This window comes from Leucobacter chromiiresistens, from assembly GCF_001477055.1.
Taxonomy (GTDB): Bacteria; Actinomycetota; Actinomycetes; order Actinomycetales; family Microbacteriaceae; genus Leucobacter; species Leucobacter chromiiresistens_A.
This window is the reverse complement of sequence record NZ_LDRK01000110.1, coordinates 1-21,897: the sequence shown is the minus strand read 5'-3', so window position 1 is coordinate 21,897 and position 21,897 is coordinate 1. Positions and strand designations below refer to the sequence as shown.

The window sequence follows — 21,897 nt, the reverse complement described above, 5'->3', positions numbered from 1 at the left end:
CTCTCATCCGCCGAGACCGAGGGTTCGCGCCGAGACGGAGGGTATTCGCGCCGAGTATTCCCTCGCGCTCGAGGGGAACCCTCGGTCTCGGCGAGATGAGAGCGCGCGGGCGGGGGCGCCAGGATGGGAGCGCGCGGGCGGGGCCGAACGGTGGAACCCCCGCCCGGCGCGCCGAGCCGCCGCTACTGCAGTGCTGAGGTGAGGCGCGCGAGGCCGTCGAGCAGCTGCGCGGGCAGCGACTGCTGCTCCCACTCCTCGAGGGTCAGCTCGCGCGAGTTCTCGCGGTAGTAGTCGGTGACCTCATCGAGGTCGCGCACGAACTCCGCGCCGTGCACCACCATCGAGATCTCCATGTTCAGGCCGAACGAGCGCTGATCCATGTTCGACGACCCGACGACCGCGACCTCCTCGTCGACGGTGAAATGCTTGGAGTGCAGAATGTACGGCGGGCGGAACATCATGATGCGCACGCCGGCGCGCAGCAGCTCCTCGTAGTACGAGCGCTGGGCGTGGTACACCATCGCCTGGTCGCCGACCTCGGAGACGAAGAGCTCCACCTCGACGCCGCGCGCCGTCGCGGCCCGCACCGCGTTCATGATCGAGCCGTCGGGCACGAAGTAGGGGCTCGTGATGCTGATGCGCCGCTGCGCGGAGTACATCAGGGCGACGAACACCTGCAGGTTGTTCTCTCCCGCGTACCCGGGCCCGCTCGGCACGATCTGGCAGTCGAGGTCGCCCGGCTGATCGACGGTGAACGCCTCCTCGGTGAGGTTCGTGAGGTACTCGCCCGTCTCCAGATACCAGTCCCCCTGGAACACGGCCTCGAGCCCGAGCACGATGGGGCCCTCGACCCGCACCATGAGGTCCTTCCAGTGCAGCCCGCGGCGCCGATTCGAGCGCTTGTTGTACGACGAATCGACGAGGTTCTGCGACCCCATGAACCCGACGGCGCCGTCGACCACGACGATCTTGCGGTGGTTGCGCAGGTCGGGGCGCTGGTACTCACCGCGCCACGGACGCACGGGCAGCATGTACGACCACTGGGCGCCGATCTCGGTGAGGCTCTGCGCCGTGCGCTTCGACCCCGGGTTGCGCACGGCCGAGATGTGGTCGAGCAGCACGCGCACGGTCACCCCGCGGGCCACCGCCTCGCGCATGGCCGCGAACACGTCATCGGTCGAGGCGTCGTGCACGAGGATGTAGAACTCGACGTGCACGTACTCCTGCGCGCCGCGGATCGCCTCGGCGATGCGGGCGAACGACTCCTCGTAGTCGATGCAGATGGACGCCGTGTTGCCCTGCAGCATGGGCTGCGCGCCGAGCTCTCTGCCGAGTTTCACGACGCTGTCGAGGCCGGGGAGCAGACGCTCGGGCGGCGTGATGAGATCCGCCTCCTCCTGGTCGGCGATCTGCGCGACGAAGTGGTTGATCGCGTCCTGCTTCCGCTCGCGCGAGCGCGGGAGCCGCTTGCTGCCGATGATGAGGAAGAGCAGGAGGCCGGGAACCGGCAGCGCGAAGATGGCGATGAGCCACGCCATTCCGGCCGTCGGGCGGCGGTTGCGGGGAACGACGAAGAGGGCGACGATGCGGATCAGGTTGTCGACGACGAGCACGAACCAGGCCCATACGACGGGCCAGTTGACCCCGAGCCAGTCGAAACTCATCCGGCTCCCTCCGTCACCTCAGCGCGCTGAGCGCGCAGGTGCGCGCACCTCAACTGTAGCGGGGTTCGCGCGGCGCTCAGGCGTCGTCGCGCGCCGGGAGCCCCGCCTTGGCGCGCTCCTCGGCCTCGATGCGCTGGTACGCCCGGCGCTCGGTGCGGTCGGCCCGGAGGATGAGTCGCAGCACGAGCCAGAAGAAGATGCCGATCAGCACCGTCGGCGTCAACGACCAGACCGCGTTCAGCCACCAGTTATCCATAATGCCCCCAGTGTACCTGCGCTCTCCGGGCGAACCCGGGGAGCGCGAACCTCGACTACTTGACGAGCGGGAAGAGGATCGTCTCGCGGATCCCGAGCCCCGTGAGCGCCATGAGCAGGCGATCCATGCCCATGCCCATACCGCCCGACGGCGGCATGCCGTGCTCGAGCGCGCGCAGGAACTCCTCGTCGATCGGCATCGCCTCGTCGTCGCCGCGCGCGGCCTCCGCGGCCTGCTGCACGAAGCGCTCGCGCTGCACGACGGGGTCGACGAGCTCGGAGTACCCGGTCGCGAGTTCGAAGCCGCGCACGTACAGGTCCCACTTCTCCACGACGCCAGGAATCGAGCGGTGGTGACGCGTGAGCGGGCTCGTCTCGACCGGGAAGTCCATGACGAACGTGGGGCGCGTGAGGCCGCCCTTCACGAAGTGCTCCCACAGCTCCTCGACGAGCTTGCCGTGATTCGGGAGGTGCACCTCCACGCCCTCCGCGTCGGCGATCGCCTGCAGATCCGCGACGCTCGTCTCGGGGCTGATCTCGCGTCCGACGGCTTCGGAGAGCGTGCCGTACATCGAGATGCGCTCCCAGTCGCCGCCGAGGTCGAAGAGCGAGCCGTCGGCCCACTGCACCACGTGCGTGCCCTCGCGCTCGGTGCCGACGTTCGCCGCGAGCGCGGCGTTCTGGATGAGCAGCTGCGTGAGGTCGGCGATGCCGTGGTAGTCGGAGTACGCCTCGTAGGCCTCGAGCATCGCGAACTCGGGGCTGTGCGTCGAATCGGCGCCCTCGTTGCGGAAGTTGCGGTTGATCTCGAAGACGCGCTCGAGGCCGCCCACGGCGGCGCGCTTCAGGTAGAGCTCCGGCGCGATGCGCAGATACAGCTCGGTGTCGAAGGCGTTCGAGTGGGTGACGAACGGGCGCGCCGACGCCCCGCCGTGCATCGTCTGGAGCATCGGGGTCTCGACCTCGATGAAGTCGCGATCGGCGAACGTCTGCCGCAGGCTGGCCATGGTGCGGGCGCGGGTGACGACGTTGATGCGCGCCTGCTCGCGCTGGATCAGGTCGAGGTAGCGCTGGCGGATGCGCGTCTCCTCGTTGAGCTCCGCGTACATGTTGGGGAGCGGTGCGATCGCCTTTGCCGCGATCGTCCACTCGCGCACCATGATGGAGAGCTCGCCGCGGCGGCTGGAGATCACCTCGCCGCTCACGAACAGGTGGTCGCCGAGGTCGGTGAGCTCCTTGTAGCGGGCGAGCGACTCCGCGCCGACCTCGGCGAGGCTCACCATCGCCTGGATGCGGGTGCCGTCGCCCGCCTGCAGCGACGCAAAGCACAGCTTGCCCGTGTTCCGCTGGAACACGATGCGCCCCGCGACGCCGACGATGTCGCCCGATGCCGTATCCGGGGTCTCCTCCAGATGCCCGTACGCGGCGCGCACGGCGGGGATCGTCGTGGTGATCGGGAGGGCGACCGGGTACGCGCCGCCCCCGAGGTCCGCGTCGGCGTTCAGCCGGTCGCGCTTCTCGAGTCGCACCCGCTTCTGCTCGAAGATCTCTTCGGCGGTCGCCTCGGGGGCGCTCTCTGCGGGTGCTGCGGTCTGCTCGCTCATGGGGGCGGGATCCTCCGGATCGTGTCGGCGTACCGACCCATCCTAGCTTCCGCCGGCGGCGACGCGTGCGGCGGGCGCGCCCCGGCTCAGGCGTCGGGATCGGCCTCCCCCGCGATCAGCTCCTCCTCGACGGCGGCGCGCACGATCCCGCCGACGACGCGTTCGGGGCGGTCGACGCCGAGCGCCCGCATGGCGTCGATGCTCTGCCGCACGATCGCGCGGGAGAACTCGCCGGCGGCGCCCACCGCTTCGGCGTAGGCCGCGCGATCCTGCTCGGCGACGATCACGGGCTCCGCGCCCATCTCCACGGCGAGCGCCTGACCGATGGGCAGCACGGGTGCGGGGGCGGTGACCGCCACGGTCGCCTCGGCGAGCCGGGTGAGATCGAGACTCGTTCCGGTGAAGACCATCGCCGGGTGGAGCGCCAGCGGAATGACGCCGACCGCGAGCGCCGGCGCGAACACGCCGTATCCGTGCTCGGGCGAGGTGTGGATCGCCAGCTGCCCGGGCTGCCACGCGCCGGTCGCGGCGAGTCCCCCGACCAGGTCGGGCAGTTCGCCGCCGGGCACCGCGAACAGCACGAGCTCGGACCGCCGCACCACCTCCGCCACGTCGAGCACCGGCACGCCGGGGAGCATGGCTGCGGCGCGCTCCCGGCTCTCGTCGCTCAGGGCCGTGATGCCGACGATCGCGTGCCCGGCGCCCGCGAGCGCACGCGCGAGCACGGGGCCGACGCGACCCGATCCGACGACGCCGATGCCGAGCCTGGATGCCGCAGCACCACCGGCCCCACCCGCGCCTCCGCCCGCGTTCACGCGCCGGGCACCCGGTCGTCGGCCGCTGACGGATCCGCGCCCGCCGCGCCGGCCGGGTCCGCCGTCGGCTGTGCGCCGGGCACCGCGGTGCGCGCGTCGAGAATGCGCTGCGCCTCCGCGCCCTGCACCCGCAGAATCAGCGCCGCGAGCGCGTCGAAGACCTCGCGTGCGGTGCCGAGCTCCAGCCCGCGCATCTCCATGCGCACGGGCCCGAGCACGGTGTGCGCGGAGATCGACGCGAGCCCGAGCATGCGGTGCACGAGCGGGCGCCGCAACTGGATCGACTGCGCCCGCACGATGGGCATGATCGACAGCGACCGCGTCAGCACGCCGCGGCGGATGCGCAGCGTCGCGTCGTCACCGCCCGTGTCGGCGAGGGCGAGACCCGCGCGGCGGCGACCCCAGAGCAGTACGGCGCCCGAGCGGCGCCCGCCGCGCACGTACCCCGCGGCGGGCCCGATGAGCCCGTCGCGCAGCGTCTCGATCTCGTCGGCCTCGTCGCCCGTTCCGGGCAGCAGCGTCTCGATCACGCGGAGCACGTCATGCTCTCGCCCGACGGGCAGCACGACGTTCTGCGTAGCGTTCTGTCCGCCCTGCGCCACCGAGTGCCCGGCCGTCGTGATGCGCACCTTCCACCAGCCGAGCGGTCGCCAGAGCAGCGGCTGGCGCGCCTCGACGGCGTGGATGCGCCCGAACGGAATCGACTCCGTGATCGTCGACGTCAGCCCCGAGCCGGTGCGCACGGCGTCGTCAGTGCGCGAGAGGGCGAAGTTGAACCCCTTGTTGAACTGCCCGAACATGATGCCGGCCATCACGATCAGCAGCGGCACGACGCCGAGGATCAGGAACGCCTCGAGCACGGCCCCGCCGATGACGATCCCGACGATCATGATGACGAGGACGACCGACTCCCAGCTCAGCGCGATGCTGGCCGCCAGTCGCCCGACCGGCACCTTCACGAGCGTCTGCGCCTCGAGGGCCCGCGGGTCGATGTCCGAGTCGATGAAGTCCTGGGCGCGGGCGGTGAGTCCGTCGCCCGCCGTGGTGTAGACCGATCCGTCGAGCCCGACCGGGGCCGCACCGGCGACGTCCGCGACGCTGCGGGGCTGACCGCCGCGTCGTCGCGAGCCGGAGACCTGGAGGATCTGCTCGCGCACCGTCTTCGCGTCTCGGTGGCCGAGGAAGGAGAGCTCGACCTTGCCGCCCTGCCCCGCCGTGACGATCTCGATCTTGGTGAGACCGAGTGCGCGCGCCAGCAGGGATCGCTGCAGATTGACGCTCTGGATGCGTTCGAGCGGGGCGCGCCGGTGCGACCGGAACACGATGCCGCCCCGCACCTCGACGGCGGTGTCGGTGATGCGGTACGTCGCGAACCTCCACGCCAGCCAGGAGAAGAGGACGATCAGCAGCAGCACGAGGAGGATGCCGCCCAGCACGACGAGCAGCAGCCCCTCCGCGACGAGGAATTCGTAGACGTCGACGAGGTCGCGGTCGCCGGAGACGTCGACGGACGCGTCGCCGTTCTCCAGGTTGTTCGCGAAGAAGAACTGCACGAAGTGGTCGCGGAAGTTCGCGATGATGATGCCCGCGATCACGATCAGCGCCAGCCCGCCGCGCAGCAGCGGCGAGAGCGGGTGCATGCGACGCCAGCCCTCGGCGTCCGAGGCCCCCGGCAGCTGGGCGTCGACCTCGGGGTCGACGGTCACAGGCCCGACCTCCGCGCTTCGGCGAGCTGCACGAGGCGGTCGCGCAGCTGCTCGGCGTCCTCGGAGCGCAGCCCGGGCAGGTTCACGCCGGTCGCTGCGGAGGCGGTGACGAACTTGAGGGTCGCGAGGCCCAGCGCGCGCAGCAGCGGGCCGCGGGTCACGTCGACGAGCTGCAGTCGTCCGTAGGGCACCGCGATGATGCGCTCGAACATGATGCCGCGGCGGAAGAGCAGGTCGTCCTCCCGCAGCACGTACCCGATGGCGCGCACCCGGCGGAAGGCGAAGACGGCGTTGATCAGGAAGAGGACCGTGATGACCGGAAGCCCGACGGTGACGACGAGCGGCGCCGAGCCGTCGGTCGAGACGAGGATCACGGCGAACACCGCCGCGAGCGCGACGACGAACAGCAGATTGCCGACGAGATCCGCCCAGGCATACGACGGGGACACCCGCTTCCAGTCCACCTGCTCCGTCTGCCATTCGGCTGCGGACTGTGCGTCGTCGACCTCACCCGTAGTCATGCGCCCAGTCTACGGCCAAGCGGTCAGCGGTCTCGGGTGACCACGGGATCGCGCGGCCCGCGCTCCGGGCCCTCGCCGCCCGCGTCGCCGGTCTCATCGGCGCCGTCGCCCGGCGGTACGCGGCACCACTGCTCGACGAGCGCGCCGCAGCCGAGCAGTACGGCGCCCGACACGAGCACCAGCACCATCGGCACCCAGGTCGCCCCGCCCGCGGCGACGCTTCGGCCCGAGAGCGACAGCAGCAGGCCGGCCGCGAAGCCGCCGAACAGCGCACCGACGAGCTGCGCCGCGCGCGCGGTCACCACCAGGCGGACGGCGTGGAAGGGGTCGATCGCGCCGGGCTGCTTCCGGATCTGGCGCCGTAGTCGCAGGCCGAAGACGATCAGCACGGCCGCGACGAGCACGAGGGATGCCGCGAGCGGCAGCGGCGGAACGAACGGAGCGCGCCCGCTGCCCGACAGCGCGAACTGCACCACGAGCCCGACGGCGGCGCCCATCGCGGCCGTCGCGAGGATGGCGAGGGGATTGCTGCGCTCAATCCTGCGCATCGGTCGCTCCGGAGTCGCGGGGCGCAGCGTCTGCCGGCACGGTGGTGTCGCCGATCCGGGCGAGGAGGTCCGCCACCCGCCCGTGCCCCATCAGCACCGCGTCGGGGTCGAGATCGAGCCAGGGGGCGAGCACGAAGTCGCGCTCGTGGGCGCGGGGGTGCGGCACCTGCAGTCGGTCGTCGTCGATGACGCGCCCGCCGAAGAGCACCAGGTCGATGTCGAGCGTGCGGTCGCCCCAGCGGGCCTCGCGCACGCGGCCGAATCGCGTCTCGATGGCCTGCATCGCGTCGAGCAGGGCGTGCGGGGTCAGGGTGGTGCGCGCCCGCGCGACGCCGTTGATGTAGCGGGGCGCGTCGGGGTCGGGCCCCGCCTCCGTCAGCGCGATCGTCTCGCGCAGCGGGGAGGCCTCGAACCCCTCGATGCCCGGGGTCTCGGCGAGCGCCCGCTGGGCGGCGCGGATCGTCTCGCCGCGGTCGCCGAGGTTCGCGCCGAAGGCGAGGAGCACGGGGACGATCTGGGCGATCATGCGTGCGCTCCTCCCCCGGCGCGACGCTCGACGGTCACGGAGACGTCGGCGAACGTCTGCGCGATCGGCGCGTCGGGCTTGTGGACGGTGATGCGCGCGGAGCGCACGCCGACGAAGCCGAGGGCGACGCGGGCGACGCGCTCGGCGACGGTCTCGATGAGATCGACGGGGTCGCTCGCAACCGCGTCGACGATCGCGTCCGCCAGCTCCCCGTAGTGCACGGTGCGGGCGAGCGCGTCCTCCGCCGCCGCGCCGGCGAGGTCCACCTCGACGTCCGCGTCGATGATGAAGCGCTGCCCCTGCTCGCGCTCGAAGTCGAACACGCCGTGATGGGCGAACACCTCGAGGCCGGTGAGCGTGATGCGGTCGGGCGGGGTGGCCTGCGGCTGCCGCGCGCGCACGTGCCGCCGCGCGTCGCTCCAGGCCGACTGCACGGCGAGCGCCTGCCGCGTGCCGTGCACGTCGTGCACGCGCACGCCCCATGCCCCAGCCTCGGCGGCCAGCGCACTGACCACCGCGGTCGCCAGGTCGCGGTCGTGCGCGGGCGAGGGCGCGGGCGCGGAGCCGGAACCGGCGGGGCGGGCCGTCGCGCTCCCGGCCGCGCTCCGCGGCGCGGCCAGACCGTCGATGGCCTCCCCGAGCATGCGCTTCCGCGATGCGCCGATGAGCACGGGGAAGCCGAGCGCGCGCACCTCGTCCAGCCCGGCGAGCAGCTGCCAGCCCTGCGCGCCCGTCTTGTCGAACCCCAGCCCCGGGTCGAGCACGATGCGCCCCGGGTCGACGCCCGCGGCGACGGCGGCGCTCGCCCGCTCCTTGAGCGCCCGAGTCACGTCGCTCACGACGTCGGCGTAGTCGGAGCGCAGGTGCCCCGGGTCGGGCACGCCGCGCCAGTGCCCGATGATGAGCCCGGCGGCACCGCGACGGCTCGCGTCGGCGGCGGCGTCGAGCATCTCGGGGTCGTGCAGCCCGCCGGAGACGTCGTTGATCCAGCGCGCACCCGCCTCGACCGCGGCATGCGCGGTGTCGGCGTGCAGCGTGTCGACGGAGACGCCGATGCTGCGGCTCGCGAGGGCCCGGATCACGGGGAGCACCCGCTCCTGCTCGTCGGAGCTGCGCACCGGCGCGGCTCCCGGTCGGGTCGATTCTCCGCCCACGTCGACGAGGTCGGCGCCCAGGCGCGCGAGCTCGACGCCGTGGGCGATCGCCGCGTCGTGCTCGGCGTACGCGCCGCCGTCGCTGAACGAGTCGGGGGTGACGTTGAGCACGCCCATCACCACCGGACGGGCGTCGCTGCGGCTCACGCCGCCCCGCCTTCGGGGCGGCCGATCAGCGCGAACACCGCCGCCTGCTCCGCCGCGTCAGCGAGCGACCCGCGCGATGCGACGGTGATGATGGCGGAGTCGCTCTGGCGCACGCCGCGGTCGGCGACGCACCCGTGGCTCGCCTCCAGCACGACGAGCACGCCGCGCGGCCTCAGCCCGTCGTCGAGCGTCTGCGCGATCTGCTCGCCGAGGCGCTCCTGCATCTGCGGCCGGGCGGCGAGCACGTCGACGACGCGCGGGATCGCGCTCAGCCCGACGACCCGTTCGTTCGGCCGGTACGCGATGTGGGCGCGCCCCCGGAAGGGGAGCAGGTGGTGCTCGCACATCGATCTCAGGGAGATGTCGCGCACGACGACGAGCTCGCCGGTGTCGTCGCCGACGGGCACCGAGTCGGAGAGCAGCACCGCGGGGTCGCGCCCGACGCCCGCGAAGAACTCCGCATACGAATCGGCGACGCGGAACGGCGTGCTCGCGAGCTCGGGGCTGTCGGGGTTCTCCCCGATCGCGCTGATGAGCTCGCGCACCGCCGAAGCGATCCGCTCCCGATCCACCGTGTCACCCATCGTGTTACGGGGTGCTGTCGCGATCGTCGCCGCCGGGCGCGCCGAGGTTGCGCGGGGGCAGGCCCGGCTCATCGGTCACCTGGGGCGGAACGGGGCCCGGCACCGGGTCCGCCGCGATCACGGGTCCGTCGTTCGGCGCCTCGGGGTCGAGTCCGGCTCCCGGCTCGGGATCGCCGACCGCACGGTCGTCGGTGCGCACCGCGGCGGGCACCTCGATCGGGGGTCGGCTCGACACCGGTCGGTCGCTGTGCGACAGCCAGGTCGGCCGCGGGGCGAGCTTCTGCACGTCCTTGAAGATCTCGGCGATCTGGATGTGATCGAGCGTCTCCTTCTCGAGCAGCTCGCGTGCGAGGGCGTCGAGGATGTCGCGGTTGCGCACCAGCACCTCGTACGCCTCGTTGTGCGCCTGCTCGAGCAGATCGCGCACCTCGGAGTCGATGGTGACGGCGACGCCCTCCGAGTAGTCACGGCTCTGTCCGAACTCCCCCATGAAGGCGCCGGGCTGCGCCTGCCCCAGCTTGACGGGGCCGACGGTCGCCGACATGCCGTACTCGGTCACCATCTTGCGGGCGGTGCTCGTCGCCTTCTCGATGTCGTTGCCCGCCCCCGTCGTGGGGTCGTGGAACACGAGCTCCTCGGCGACGCGGCCGCCGAGGGCGTACGCGAGCTGATCCTGCAGCTCGTTGCGCGTCACCGAGTACTTGTCCTCCAGCGGGATCACCATCGTGTAGCCGAGCGCTCGCCCGCGGGGCAGGATGGTGATCTTCGTCACCGGGTCGGTGTGGTTCAGGCCGGCCGCGACGAGCGCGTGCCCGCCCTCGTGGTAGGCCGTGATGAGCTTCTCGTGGTCGCGCATCAGGCGCGTGCGCCGCTGCGGACCGGCGATCGACCGGTCGATGGCCTCGTCGAGCGCGCGGTTGTCGATCAGCTGCGCGTTCGAACGGGCGGTGAGCAGCGCCGCCTCGTTGAGCACGTTCGCCAGGTCGGCGCCCGAGAACCCGGGCGTCTTGCGCGCGACGACCTCGAGGTCGACGTTCTTCGAGAGCGGCTTGCCCTTCGCGTGCACCTGGAGGATCTTCAGGCGGCCAGGCATGTCGGGGGCGTCCACGCCGACCTGGCGGTCGAAGCGGCCGGGGCGCAGCAGCGCGGGGTCGAGCATGTCGGGGCGGTTCGTCGCCGCGATCATGATGACGTTGGTCTTCGGGTCGAAGCCGTCCATCTCGACGAGCAGCTGGTTGAGCGTCTGCTCGCGCTCGTCGTGACCGCCGCCCATGCCCTGACCGCGTCGCTGGCCGACGGCGTCGATCTCGTCGACGAAGATGATCGCCGGGGCGTTCGCCTTCGCCTCCTTGAAGAGGTCGCGCACGCGGCTCGCACCGACGCCGACGAACATCTCGACGAAGTCGGAGCCCGAGATCGAGTAGAACGGCACGCCCGCCTCACCGGCGACCGCTCGCGCGAGCAGCGTCTTGCCCGTGCCGGGAGGGCCGTACAGCAGCACGCCCTTTGGAATGCGCGCGCCGACCGCCTGGAATCGGGTCGCGTCTTGCAGGAAGTCCTTGATCTCGTGCAGCTCCTCGACCGCCTCGTCGGCACCCGCGACGTCGGCGAAGGTGACCTGCGGGGTCTCCTTCGAGACGAGCTTCGCCTTCGACTTGCCGAACTGCATGACGCCCCGGCCGCCGCCCTGCATCGATGAGAGCATCCACCAGATGAGGAGGCCGATGATGAGGAGCGGGAGGAGGAAGCTCAGCAGCGACCAGATCGGGCTCGGCTGCGGCACCTGATCGGTGTAGCCGTCTTCGAGATCGGCCGAGTTCACCGCCTCGACCACGTCGACGCCGCGCGGCATCACGTAGTAGAAGTACACCTCCTGCGAGCCGGTCTTCGTGTCGGCCTGCTCGAGCTTCAGATTGACCCGCTGATCGCCGTCGATGATCTCGGCGTGCAGGGCCTTCCCGTCCGCGAGCATCTCGAGGCCGCGCTCGGTCGACACCTCCCGCGTGCTCCCTCCCGAGAGCAGCGACCAGCCGAGCAGCACGATGATCGGGGCGAGGATCAGGTAGAGCAGGGGCCCGCGCAGGAGCCGACGGCTCTTCGATGTGCTCTTCGTCGAATTCTCTGCCAAGTCTGGACCTTTCCGAAGGTGCGTGCCGGGAGATCCAGCATCGGTAAGCGTAGCCAATGCCACTGACATCGGTCTGAGCCGCGGGGATTTGTCCGCTCACGGCGCACTCGACGCTCCGGGCGCGCGTGGGGTTCGGTGCGCTTACTCGCCGCCGTACACGTGGGGCGCGAGCACCGCGACGTCGCGCAGGTTGCGGTAGTTCTCGGCGTAGTCGAGCCCGTACCCGACCACGAACTCGACCGGGATGTCGAAGCCCACGTAGGCGACGTCGACCTCCACCTTCAGCGCCTCCGGCTTGCGGAGCATCGTGCAGATCCGCACCGACTTCGCACCGCGGCTCTCGAGGTTCTCCTTGAGCCACGACAGCGTCAGACCCGAGTCGATGATGTCCTCGACGATGAGCACGTCGCGCCCCGTGATGTCGGCGTCGAGATCCTTCAGGATCTTGACGACGCCGCTCGACTTCGTGCTGGCGCCGTACGACGAGACCGCCATCCAGTCCATCTGCGCGTGGAAGCGCAGCTCGCGCGCGAGGTCGGCCATCACCATGACCGCGCCCTTCAGCACGCCGACGAGCAGCGGGGGCTCCTCGGCGTAGTCGGCCTCGATCTCGCGGGCCAGTTCGGCGAGCCGCTGGTGCAGCTCGGCCTCGGTGTGCAGTACGACGGAGAGCTCATCGCCCAGATGTTTCGCATCCATGCGTCTATTCTTCCATCGCCTCGGGGGTGCCGGCGACACCGCGGGCCCCGCCGCCCTCCGCCCGATCGCCGTCCGCGCATCCCCGCCGCCTCCGCGGCGATCCGGTGCGCCGCGCGAACTCGATGCGGCCCCCCGCCCGCGACACGGTGATGCCGGGCACCTCGACCGGGCCCTGGCCGCGCCAGTGCGTGACGAGGGCGGCGATCGCGAGCGTGTGCTCCCGACTCAGCTCGCGGCCGAACTCCGCCTCCGCGACCCGGCGGATGATGCGGTGCCGCAGCGCGGCCGGGTTCGCGGCCAGCGCGGCGACCGATACCGCGATCCCCGCCTCGGCGTGCTCCACGATCTCCTCGATCTGCTCGGCGACCATCGCGTCGAACGCCTCCGCGTCCTCACGGGCCAGATCGGCGGTGCGTGCCAGCGCCGCGGCGACGCCCGGGCCGAGTTCGCGCTCGAGCAGCGGCAGCACGCTCGCGCGCACCCGCGCCCGGGCGAAGGCGGGGTCGGCGTTCTGCGGATCCCGCCAGGCGTCGAGGCCCGCCTCACGGCATGCCGCCTCCGTCACGGCGCGCGTGATCGACGGATCGGCGCGCACGAACGGGCGCAGCACGACGAGGCCGTCGCCCAACTCCCGGCGCGGCGGCACGCCCGAGAGGCTGCGCGCCCCCGAGCCCCTTGCGATGCCGAGCAGCACCTGCTCCGCCTGATCGTCGCGGGTGTGGGCGGTCAGGATCACGGCGGCCCCGATCTCCCGCGCCGCACGCGCGAGCGCCGCGTAGCGCGCATCGCGCGCCGCCGCCTCCGGCCCGCCCGCCTCCGACGACTCCCGCACCGCGACACGGCGCACCAGCACCGGCTCGAGCCCGAGCCCGCGCGCCTGCGACGCGGCGCGCTCGGCCACCCGATCCGACCCCGCCTGCAGACCGTGGTCGACGACGACGGCGGCCGCGGCGAATCCGTCGCGCTCCCCGACGTACGCGGCGGCCGCGGCCAGCGCGAGGGAGTCCGCGCCGCCCGACAGGGCCACGACCACGGGGCCCCGCTCGCCCGCGCCCGCAGCCGCGCCTCCCGCCGCGCCGCTGCCGAACTCCTCCCGCAGTGCATCCCTGACGGCGCGGCGGGTGGCGAGGAGCGCGGTCTGCAGCATGCCTCAACGGTACCGGCACGGCGCCGTCGGGTAGCCTGGAGCCCGCATATGCACACTCGGCCGCTCGCGGCCGCTGACAGAAGGCACGGAGGAGCGCGCATGGCCGCAGCATTCGACGCTGTTATCGAGATCCCCAAGGGGAGCCGCAACAAGTACGAGGTCGATCACGAGACGGGGCGGGTGTACCTCGACCGCGTGCTCTACACGGGCTTCGTCTACCCCACCGACTACGGCTTCTTCGAGCAGACCCTCGGCGAGGACGGCGACCCGCTCGACGTGCTCGTGCTGCTCGACTACCCCGTCTTCCCGGGCGTCGGCGTCAAGGTGCGCCCCGTCGGCGTGCTCAAGATGAGCGACGAGGCCGGCGGAGACGACAAGGTCATCGCGGTGCAGCACAAGGATCCGCGCTGGGCGCACATCCAGGACGTCGCCGACATCCCGGAGTACACCCGCAAGGAGATCGAGCACTTCTTCGAGCACTACAAGGATCTCGAGCCGAACAAGTGGGTCAAGGTCGACGCCTGGGGCTCCGCCGCGGACGCCGAGCAGCTGATCGTCGAGGCGCAGGATCGCCTGAAGACCGCAGGGCACTGACCGGGCCGGCGCCGGCGGCCCGAGGTCGCTCGGCGTCGTCTCCGGAAGAACGGGTAAGGGGCTCGGGATCGCGATGATCCCGAGCCCCTCACTCGTCGCCGGCCGGCCCGCGCCCGATCAGAAGGCGATGTACCAGGCGGGGTTCACGAAGTCGTACCAGCCGTTGTCCTGATTCGGGCGCATCTCGAAGTGCAGGTGGCAGCCCGTGCTCGCGCCGGTGTTGCCGACGTAGCCGACGACCTGGCCCGCCGACACCTGCTGGCCCGCGCTGACGGTCGCCCAGCCGATCATGTGGGCGTAGCGGGTCTGCCAGCCGTTCGGATGGTTGATGGAGACCATGTTGCCGCCACCGCCGCCGTCCCAGTACGCCAGCGCGACGGTGCCCTCCTTCGCCGCGAAGATGGGCGTGCCGCAGCCCGTGGCGAGATCGATGCCCGTGTGATCGGGGCGGCCCGGGGGCCGGAAGCCCTCGGAGACGTAGAAGCCCGCGGTCGGGTAGATCCAGCCGTTCGAGCCGCCGCCACCGCCGCCGCTCGGAGGCGGTGCGCTTCCGCCGCCGCCTCCGCCACCGCCACCGCCGGGAGCCGGAGCACCGCCGCCTCCGCCGCCGCCGCCTGCTGCGGCACGACGGGCGGCCTCCTCCTCGGCGGCCTTCCGCGCCGCTTCGGCCTCCTTGCGCAGACGCTCGGCCTCGGCGCGTCGCTGCTCCTCCTCAATGCGCAGGCGCTCCTCGTACCCCTCGACGGTCTTCGTCGTGGTGTCCTTCAGCGCGGCGAGCTGGGTCTGCAGCGTCTTCTGCTGCTCCTCCTGCTTCCGCACCTTGTCGCCCTGGCCGGCGACGGCCTCAGCCGCGGCCGCCTCCTTCTCCTCCTGCACCTGGCGCAGCTCCTCGCGCTCCTGCGCGGCGGCCTCCGCCTGCTTGCCGAGGGTGTCGGCGGTGTTCGCGGCCTGCTCGGCCTCCTGCGAGAGCGTCGTGTTGCGCTCGGTCGCCTTCGACATCGAGGCCATGCGGTCGAGCAGGGCGTCGGCGGTGCTGCCGTCGGAGTCGAGGAACATCTCGACGCTGCGATCCACCCCGCCCGAACGGTACATCTGGGCGACGATCGCGCCGGCCCGATCGGCGGCCTCGTCGGCCTCCTTGCGGCTCGCCTCGGCCTGCGTCTCGAGGTTCGCGGCCTTCTCCGAAGCCGCCGCGAGCGCGTCCTCCGCCTCGTGCAGCTCATCGATCGTCGTCGCGTGCAGATTGCGCAGTCGGTCGAGCTCCTTCTCGCCCTCCGCGATCAGCGACTCGATCTCCGTGACCTTCTTCGCCGCAGTCGACTGGTTCTGCTTCGCCTGCTGCACGTCGTCCCACGTCGGCAGATCGAGGGCCTGCGCCGGGGGCGCGTTGAACTGGGCGCCCACCAGCATTCCGGCGCCGATCGCGCACGCGGCAAACACTCCGAGCACACGCCTCGTCGTGCTCGCCTTCCGTTTCTGCATTCTGCCCCCAAATCGTGCAATATGCGCAGTTCTCCGGCAACGGTAGCACCTCGGCGCGGTGCGTGCCCAGACTCGACCGCCCGGCCGGGAGCCCGGCGCGGTCGACTGGCCCGCTCAGCTGTGCGGCCCGCTGCCGCCGTCTACGCCGAGCGAGGCGCGGCTCGCCTCGATGAGACGCACCATCGACCGGTGCAACTCCTGCAGCTCGGAGGCGGGCATGCCGAGACGCTCCGCCATCCGCGCCGGCACCTGCTCGGCCTCCGCTCGCAGCGCCTCCCCCGCCTCGGTGAGGGTGATCTCGAGACGCCGCTCGTCGGTCGTGCTGCGGGAGCGATGCGCGAGCCCCTGCGCCTCGAGGCGTTTGATCAGCGGCGACAGGGTCGACGCCTCCTGGTGCAGCAGCTCGGCGAGGGTGCGCAGATCGAGCGAGCGGTGCTCCCAGAGCGCGAGGAGCACGAGGTACTGCGGGTGGGTGATGCCCATCGGATCGAGCACCGGCTTGTACGCGGCCACGATGCCGCGCGAGGCGACGGTGAGCGCGAAGCAGACTTGGCGCTCGAGCGCCAATGGGTCGTGCGAAGTCATGCGTTCATCTTCGCAGACGTCGATCCGCGCCTCTTCCCATCTCCGCGATCACGGGCTATCGTGGCCCGAGACCGCCGACAAGGGCGTCGCCGGTCGCCTGCTTCCCGCTACTGCTCGTCGAGCAGCGCCGCGGCGAACATCGGGCGCGACGCGTCGGTGCTCGGCGGATGGAAGAGCCCCGCGGTCGCATCGCGCAGCAGCCTGCCCGCCTCGCCCCCGTTGTCGAAGCCCGCGCCCCCGGTGCAGGCGAGCGCCGTCTCGGCAGCCCGCCGCGCCGCCTCGCCCGCCGCGATGCGCGACGCGACGAGCCGGATCGGCCACCCCGAGCCGTGGTCCACGAGGTCATCGAAGTCGCGCGTGTACGCGTCGAGCTGCGCCGGAACCGCGAGGAACTCGCGATGCGCGTCCGCGAGACGGGTGCGCCACTCGGGCACCTCGGAGAGCCGTGCGTCTCGCGACGCGGATCGCCGCTGCTGCAGCGCCTCCGCGGCGACCTCGAGTGCGCGTCGCGCCACGCCGGCGTAGACCGACCCGACGAGCAGCTGGAAGTTGGCGGTGATCGCGAATGTCAGCAGGTCGGGCGTTCGGCCGGGCGCGATGCGCCGCGCCACCCGGTCCGCGCGCATCACGGCGCCGTCGAGGCGGGTCGCCCGGCTCTGCGACGCCCGCATGCCGAGCACGTCCCAGTGATCCGACACCGCGATGCCCGGCGAGGTGCGCTCGATGAATCCGTAGACCAGCTGCGGCGCGCCCGGGTCGCTCGCGTCGAGCCCGTGCGCGATGAGCCGCGTCCACACCGGCGAGAGCGAGGTGAAGATCTTGGTGCCGGTCAGCCGGTACCCGCCGTCGGGCTGCGGCTCCGCCGTCGTGTTCGAGCCCTGTAGCACCCAGTCGTTCGCCGGCTCGCTGATGCCGAACGCGAAGATCTCTCCCGCGGCCGCCTCCTCGAAGACGTGCGCAAGGGTACGGTCCCCGCGCGCGAGCATCGCCGCGACCACGCCGGTGCACATGAGGTGCATGTTGATGCCGAGCGCGGTGCCGGGGGCGGCGCCCGCGAGGCGCTGCTGCAGACGCGACACCTCGTGCAGCGACAGCCCGGGTCCGCCGAACTCGGCGGGCACGAAGAGCTGCAGGTAGCCGCGCTCCCGCAGCTCGGCCAGGTCTTCGTCGAAGAAGCGGTTCTCGCGATCCACGACGGCGGCCCGCTCGCGGAACCGCGCGATCAGGTCGTCGGGAAGGTAGCGCTCGGCGAGCGCTGCATGCGCGCGTTCGCGATCGGTCACGGGGTCTCCTCCATCGTCTCCGGCGAGGTGCTGCTCGCCCGCATCGGGGTGTGCGTCGTCTCCATCGAGGCTCCGCCCTCGGGCGGCGCCTCGCCCGCCCGGCGCAGCAGAATGGCTCCGTTGTGCCCGCCGAAGCCGAACGAGGTCGAGAGCACGGTGCGCAGCGCCGCCGCCCGCGCCTGGCCAGACACGAGATCGAACTCGGGGAACTCGGGGTCGGCGAGGTTGCGCGTGGGCGGGATGCGCTGCGCTCGAAGCGCCTCGACCGAGATGATCGCCTCCACGACGCCCGCAGCGCCGAGCAGGTGCCCCGTGCTCGACTTGGTCGCGGTGAGCGGAATCGATCGCGCGCGGGCGCCGAGCGCCCGGTCGAGCGCCGCGAGTTCGGCGGCGTCGCCCGCGGGAGTGCCGGTGCCGTGCAGGTTCACGTGGTCGACGTGCTCGGGCGTCGCGCCCGCGTCGGCGAGGCACTGCGCGACCGCGCGAGCCGCGCCGAGGCCCTCGGGGTGCGGCGCCGTCGCGTGGTGGGCGTCGCTCGACGCGCCGAAGCCGGCGAGCTCGGCGAGCGGGGCCGCGCCGCGCGCCGATGCGCGATCCGCCGATTCGAGCAGGATCGCGGCCGCCCCCTGCGACATGACGAACCCGGTGCGAGCGCGGTCGAACGGGCGGCTCGCCCGCTGCGGCGCATCCTCGAACCCGGCGGCGAGCGCGCGCAGGTTCGCGTTCGAGGCGAGATTCACGGGGCCGAGGCAGTCCTCCATGCCGACGACCAGCACGGCGTCGGCGTATCCGTGGCGAATGCGGCGCAGGCCCTCGCCGAGCGCGATCGCCCCGCTCGCGCACGTCGCCGAGACGCCCTGCGCGGGGCCCGTCGCTCCGTACCGCAGGGAGAGGATCGCCGCGGCCGCATCCGGGGCGCCGTACACGGCGAGCGCCAGCGGAACCGACCGCGGGCCGCCGGCGTCGAGTGCGCGCGTCGCGGCCTGCATGGCGTCGACCGGGCCGGAGCCGGTGGCCGCGATGATCGCCGCGCGATCCGCATCGCCCGCGAACGCAGACGCCCAGCCGCCCGCGAGCGCGTCGTAGCTGCCCTCCGCCGCATCGTCCCGGCCCGCAGCCGCACCGGCGCCGACGCCGGCCTGCTGCAGCGCCTCATCCGCGGCCGCAATCGCCCACAGCTGCACCAGGCTCAGGCGCCGCCTGAGGCCGGGCGGCACGAGCCCGTCGGCCGAGAATCCGTCGACGCGGCCGCCGATGCGCACCGGCAGCGCGTCGAAGCCGGGGCCTTCGAGACGCCGGATCGCGCTGCGCCCGTGCACCACCGCGTCCCACAGCCCGCCGACGCCGAGGCCGCTCGGCGTCACGGCGCCCATGCCGGTGATGACGACCCGCCGACCCCGCTGCGCGCTCACAGGCGCACCGCCGATCCGTCGAGCACCCGCTCGGCGGCCTCCGCGCGGCGCACCTTCCCGCCCACCGTGCGCGGCAGCGGCTGCAGCGCGTACCATCTGCGGGGCGCGAACTGCGGCGCCAGGCGCTCGGCGGCGAGCGCGGCGAGCGCCTCGCGATCCGGTGCCGCTCCGGCCTCGGGTTCCACGACGAGGGCGACGACGCTGCCGAGCGCGTCGTGCGGCAGCGCCACGGCGACCGCCGCCGCGACGCCGGGAGCGCCCGCGAACGCCCGATCGACCTCGTGCAGGGACACCTTGTGCCCGCCCGTCACCGCCATGTCGCCGGCCCGGCCGAGCAGCTCCAGCCCGCCGTCGACGAGGCGCGCCTGGTCGTGCACCGTCGCCCAGCCGTCCTCGCCCTGCAGCACCTCGTCGGTCGTGCCCGAGAGATAGCCGTCGGAGCACGCGGCCGCCCGCACCCAGAGCGTGCCCGCCTCGCCGCCCGGCACCGGCGCACCCGCGGCGTCGCGCACGCCCACCTCGATCGTGGGGTACACCGAGATCGTCGCGCCGTCGCCGCCGCGGCTGTCGCCGATGAACCCGATCTCGGCGGCGCCGTAGTAGCTGATGAGGCGCACCCGCGGCAGCACGCGCGCGAGCCCGTCGCGGATGGCCGCCGGCAGGTTCGCTCCGCCGGTCACCACGAGTTCGAGCCGCGCGAAGGCCTCCGGGTCGCGGCGGGCGGCGTCGGTCAGCGCCTGCACCACCGCCGGCACCGCGACCACCCGGGTGATGCCCGCGTCGCGCACGCGGCCCGCGACGGCGAACGGGTCGAACGCGTCGGCCACGTGCACGCTGCCGCCCGTGGCGAGGCACTCGATCACGGCGTACAGGGTCAGGCTGTATGAGACGGGCCCCGGCGCGAGCGTCGCGACGCCGGGGAGCGGCTCGAGGTGCGCGCTCGACACCGCCACGTTCTCGCGGTACTGGCGGCGCGTCTTCAGGAACGCCTTCGGGCGGCTCGTCGTGCCCGAGGAGAACAGGAGCAGGAACGCCTCGTCGCCGGGCCGCGCGGCGGGCGGCGGAGCGGGGTGGGCGCGGCGCTCGCGATCCGCGAACTCGTCAAGGGTCAGGATCGCGCCGCCCCAGCCGAGCTCGGCGAGCGCGGCTGGGAGATCCGCGGAATCGGTGACGATCAGCCCGATGCCCGTCGCCAGCACCACGCCCACGCGGTGCTCGAGCGGCCACCGCGGATCGATCGTCGCGGAGACCGCCCGGTAGCCGGCGAGGGCCGCGACGAAGCGCGCCGCCGCGAACGCGGAGTCGACGCTGATCGCGCTGATCGGGATGCCGCCGGTCTCGGGCGCGGGCCGGGGCGCTGCGGCGGGATGGTGCGTCGCGCCGCGGGCCTCGCCGGTGCGGGCCGCGAGCGGCGCGTGCAGCTCGTCGACGACGGCGAACGTGCGCCGCGACTGCTCGACGAGTTCGCCGTAGGTCAGCGCGCACCCCTCGCCCGCGATCGCGAGCCGCTCGGGATGCTGCTGCGCGACGCGCAGGATCGCCGGCGTGATGGGCATGCCGCCAGTCTACGCTCGACCGCCCGCCCCGCTCCCCCGCGCCCGTTCGCCCTGAGCGTGCGCGAGCAGGCCGGTGACGCGGTACGGGATCACCTCGCGCAGGAAGAGGCTCGTCGACGTGCGGGTGATGCCCGGGCAGAGCCGGATCTCCTCGCTCACGCGGTACAGATCGTCGGGGTCGCGAGCGACGACGCGCAGCAGCAGATCGGTGCTGCCCGCGGGCGCGAAGCACTCCAGCACCTCGGGGATGTCGGCGAGTGCCGCCACCGCGGCGCCGATCTGATGCTGGTCGAGTTCGACCTGCACGCTCGCACCGACCGGCCGGCCGAGCGCCGCGGGGGTGACTCGCGAGCTGTGCAGACGCAGCGCGCCCGCACCCTTCAGCTTGTCGAGCCGCGCCTGCACGGTGCCGCGCGCGAGGCCGAGCTCGGCCGCGATCATCGCGGTCGGCATCCGCGCATCCTGATCGAGCAGCAGCAGGATACGTCGATCGGTCGTATCGAGTTCGCTCATTATGTTCACTTTCTGCTGGGTCGCTGCATTCGTAATTGATCATATCGCTCAATTTGCTCCGCGTCACTTGCGCAGATCGACGAGGTACGATGAACTCATTCACGTGCTGGCGGACACCCCCGCGGCACTCGGATCACCGCCCGCACCACCCCGCGGGCTGAACCATCGGACGCGCCACCCCTGCGCCCGAAGAAGGAGCACGCCATGCGCGCGACCGCACCAGCGAACGCGAACCCGCTCACCACTCCGAGCACCCCGCACCTCCACCGCGCGCCCGCCGCCGGGGCCCCGGCGCCCGCGGCTCGCACCCCCGACGCGCCGACCGCGGCACTGCACCGCCGCCGCGCTCGGGTCGCGCTCACCTCGCTGGCGCTCTTCGCACTGCTCGTCAGCGCGAACCTCAGCACCCCGCTGTTCCCGCTCCTCGAAACCCGACTGGGCACCGGATCGCTCGGCATCTCGATCGCGTTCTCGAGCTACGTGCTCTCGCTGATCGCGGGCCTGATCCTGTTCCGGCGCATCGCAGACGGGGTCAACCGCCGCACCGTGCTCATCGCGGCACTCGCGGCCGCCGCGCTCGCCACCGCGGCCCTCGCCTACGCGCCGACGCTCGGCTGGTTCTGCGTCGCCCGCGCCGTGCAGGGCATCGCGGTGGCGTGCGCGACGGGCACCGGATCAGGGGCGCTGCGCGCACTCCTGCCCGGCCGCCCCGCGCTCGTCGGGCGGCTCACGCTGCTCGCCACCTCGGGCGGCGTGGCCGCCGGTCCCCTGGCGGGCGGGCTGCTCTCGCAGGTCGGCGCGCCGCTGCAGACGCCGTACCTCGCCGTCGCGATCGTGCTGGCGGCCCTCGTGCCGGTGATCATCGCCGTCGCCCCGCACGGCGAGTGCGCGCCGCCCATCGCCGGGATCGCGCTCGCCGATGCGCCCGACCCCCGACCCGACGGCCCGGGAGCGCACGGCCGCACACGCTCCTA

The 21,897-nt window shown here is 72.7% G+C and carries 21 protein-coding genes; 2 read left to right on the top strand and 19 right to left on the bottom strand.

Annotation, left to right across the window (positions count from 1 at the left end):
• Positions 1-182 precede the first annotated feature (182 nt).
• The 13 genes from cls to tilS form a co-directional block, all read right to left on the bottom strand.
• Entirely contained in the window at positions 183-1,664 is a 1,482-nt protein-coding gene (cls, locus tag NS354_RS11885; RefSeq protein WP_058594679.1) for a cardiolipin synthase, read from the bottom strand.
• 76 nt (positions 1,665-1,740) lie between these two features.
• Positions 1,741-1,920, bottom strand: coding sequence for a hypothetical protein (locus tag NS354_RS11880; protein WP_058594678.1), 180 nt, complete (start codon positions 1,918-1,920; stop codon positions 1,741-1,743).
• Positions 1,921-1,975: 55 nt separating this feature from the next.
• A complete protein-coding gene (gene lysS / locus NS354_RS11875) occupies positions 1,976-3,523 on the bottom strand; it encodes a lysine--tRNA ligase (RefSeq protein WP_058594677.1) in 1,548 nt (515 codons plus the stop codon).
• Positions 3,524-3,609: 86 nt separating this feature from the next.
• The gene (locus tag NS354_RS11870) at positions 3,610-4,338 is read right to left on the bottom strand and encodes a Rossmann-like and DUF2520 domain-containing protein (protein WP_058594676.1); all 729 of its coding nucleotides are present in this window, start codon (positions 4,336-4,338) and stop codon (positions 3,610-3,612) included.
• Positions 4,335-6,044, bottom strand: a complete 1,710-nt coding sequence (locus NS354_RS11865) for a PH domain-containing protein (protein ID WP_241490526.1) — start codon at positions 6,042-6,044, stop codon at positions 4,335-4,337. Before NS354_RS11865 ends, NS354_RS11870 begins: the two co-directional genes overlap by 4 nt.
• On the bottom strand, positions 6,041-6,565 hold the full coding sequence (locus NS354_RS11860) for a PH domain-containing protein (RefSeq protein ID WP_058594675.1): 525 nt from the start codon (positions 6,563-6,565) through the stop codon (positions 6,041-6,043). Before NS354_RS11860 ends, NS354_RS11865 begins: the two co-directional genes overlap by 4 nt.
• A gap of 23 nt (positions 6,566-6,588) precedes the next feature.
• Positions 6,589-7,113 carry a DUF3180 domain-containing protein gene (locus NS354_RS11855; RefSeq protein ID WP_058594674.1) on the bottom strand — a complete coding sequence of 175 codons (525 nt, stop codon included), beginning with the start codon at positions 7,111-7,113 and terminating at the stop codon, positions 6,589-6,591.
• Entirely contained in the window at positions 7,100-7,639 is a 540-nt protein-coding gene (gene folK, locus NS354_RS11850) for a 2-amino-4-hydroxy-6-hydroxymethyldihydropteridine diphosphokinase (RefSeq protein ID WP_058594673.1), read from the bottom strand. The genes NS354_RS11855 and folK overlap by 14 nt, the downstream gene beginning before the upstream one ends.
• Complete coding sequence (gene folP, locus NS354_RS11845) at positions 7,636-8,940, bottom strand: dihydropteroate synthase (RefSeq protein WP_241490518.1); 1,305 nt, start codon at positions 8,938-8,940, stop codon at positions 7,636-7,638. Before folP ends, folK begins: the two co-directional genes overlap by 4 nt.
• Positions 8,937-9,524 carry a GTP cyclohydrolase I gene (gene folE, locus NS354_RS11840; RefSeq protein ID WP_058594672.1) on the bottom strand — a complete coding sequence of 196 codons (588 nt, stop codon included), beginning with the start codon at positions 9,522-9,524 and terminating at the stop codon, positions 8,937-8,939. Before folE ends, folP begins: the two co-directional genes overlap by 4 nt.
• Positions 9,525-9,528: 4 nt before the next feature.
• A complete protein-coding gene (ftsH, locus tag NS354_RS11835; RefSeq protein WP_058594671.1) occupies positions 9,529-11,652 on the bottom strand; it encodes an ATP-dependent zinc metalloprotease FtsH in 2,124 nt (707 codons plus the stop codon).
• A gap of 141 nt (positions 11,653-11,793) precedes the next feature.
• On the bottom strand, positions 11,794-12,351 hold the full coding sequence (gene hpt / locus NS354_RS11830) for a hypoxanthine phosphoribosyltransferase (RefSeq protein ID WP_010154661.1): 558 nt from the start codon (positions 12,349-12,351) through the stop codon (positions 11,794-11,796).
• Between the two features lie 4 nt (positions 12,352-12,355).
• Positions 12,356-13,498 (bottom strand): tRNA lysidine(34) synthetase TilS, encoded by a 1,143-nt coding sequence (gene tilS / locus NS354_RS11825; RefSeq protein ID WP_058594670.1) that lies wholly within the window; start codon positions 13,496-13,498, stop codon positions 12,356-12,358.
• Positions 13,499-13,597: 99 nt separating this feature from the next.
• Between tilS and ppa the strand changes: the two genes are divergently transcribed.
• Entirely contained in the window at positions 13,598-14,092 is a 495-nt protein-coding gene (gene ppa, locus NS354_RS11820; RefSeq protein ID WP_058594669.1) for an inorganic diphosphatase, read from the top strand.
• A gap of 117 nt (positions 14,093-14,209) precedes the next feature.
• Here ppa and NS354_RS11815 read toward each other — a convergent pair whose 3' ends face one another.
• The 6 genes from NS354_RS11815 to NS354_RS11790 all read right to left on the bottom strand — a co-directional run bounded on the left by NS354_RS11815 (position 14,210) and on the right by NS354_RS11790 (position 20,923).
• Positions 14,210-15,541 (bottom strand): M23 family metallopeptidase, encoded by a 1,332-nt coding sequence (locus NS354_RS11815; RefSeq protein WP_082678068.1) that lies wholly within the window; start codon positions 15,539-15,541, stop codon positions 14,210-14,212.
• Between the two features lie 147 nt (positions 15,542-15,688).
• The gene (locus NS354_RS11810; RefSeq protein WP_058594667.1) at positions 15,689-16,159 is read right to left on the bottom strand and encodes a MarR family winged helix-turn-helix transcriptional regulator; all 471 of its coding nucleotides are present in this window, start codon (positions 16,157-16,159) and stop codon (positions 15,689-15,691) included.
• Positions 16,160-16,266: 107 nt separating this feature from the next.
• The gene (locus NS354_RS11805) at positions 16,267-17,442 is read right to left on the bottom strand and encodes an acyl-CoA dehydrogenase family protein (protein WP_058594666.1); all 1,176 of its coding nucleotides are present in this window, start codon (positions 17,440-17,442) and stop codon (positions 16,267-16,269) included.
• Entirely contained in the window at positions 17,439-18,854 is a 1,416-nt protein-coding gene (locus NS354_RS11800) for a beta-ketoacyl-[acyl-carrier-protein] synthase family protein (RefSeq protein ID WP_275934831.1), read from the bottom strand. The genes NS354_RS11805 and NS354_RS11800 overlap by 4 nt, the downstream gene beginning before the upstream one ends.
• Positions 18,851-20,410 carry an AMP-binding protein gene (locus NS354_RS11795; protein WP_058594665.1) on the bottom strand — a complete coding sequence of 520 codons (1,560 nt, stop codon included), beginning with the start codon at positions 20,408-20,410 and terminating at the stop codon, positions 18,851-18,853. The genes NS354_RS11800 and NS354_RS11795 overlap by 4 nt, the downstream gene beginning before the upstream one ends.
• Positions 20,411-20,419: 9 nt before the next feature.
• Positions 20,420-20,923, bottom strand: a complete 504-nt coding sequence (locus NS354_RS11790) for an Lrp/AsnC family transcriptional regulator (RefSeq protein ID WP_058594664.1) — start codon at positions 20,921-20,923, stop codon at positions 20,420-20,422.
• A 204-nt stretch (positions 20,924-21,127) separates the two neighbouring features.
• On the opposite strand from NS354_RS11790, the gene NS354_RS11785 reads away from it, so the two are divergent.
• Positions 21,128-21,897 (top strand): MFS transporter (locus NS354_RS11785; protein ID WP_153002208.1); only part of this gene is annotated, 770 nt, incomplete at its 3' end.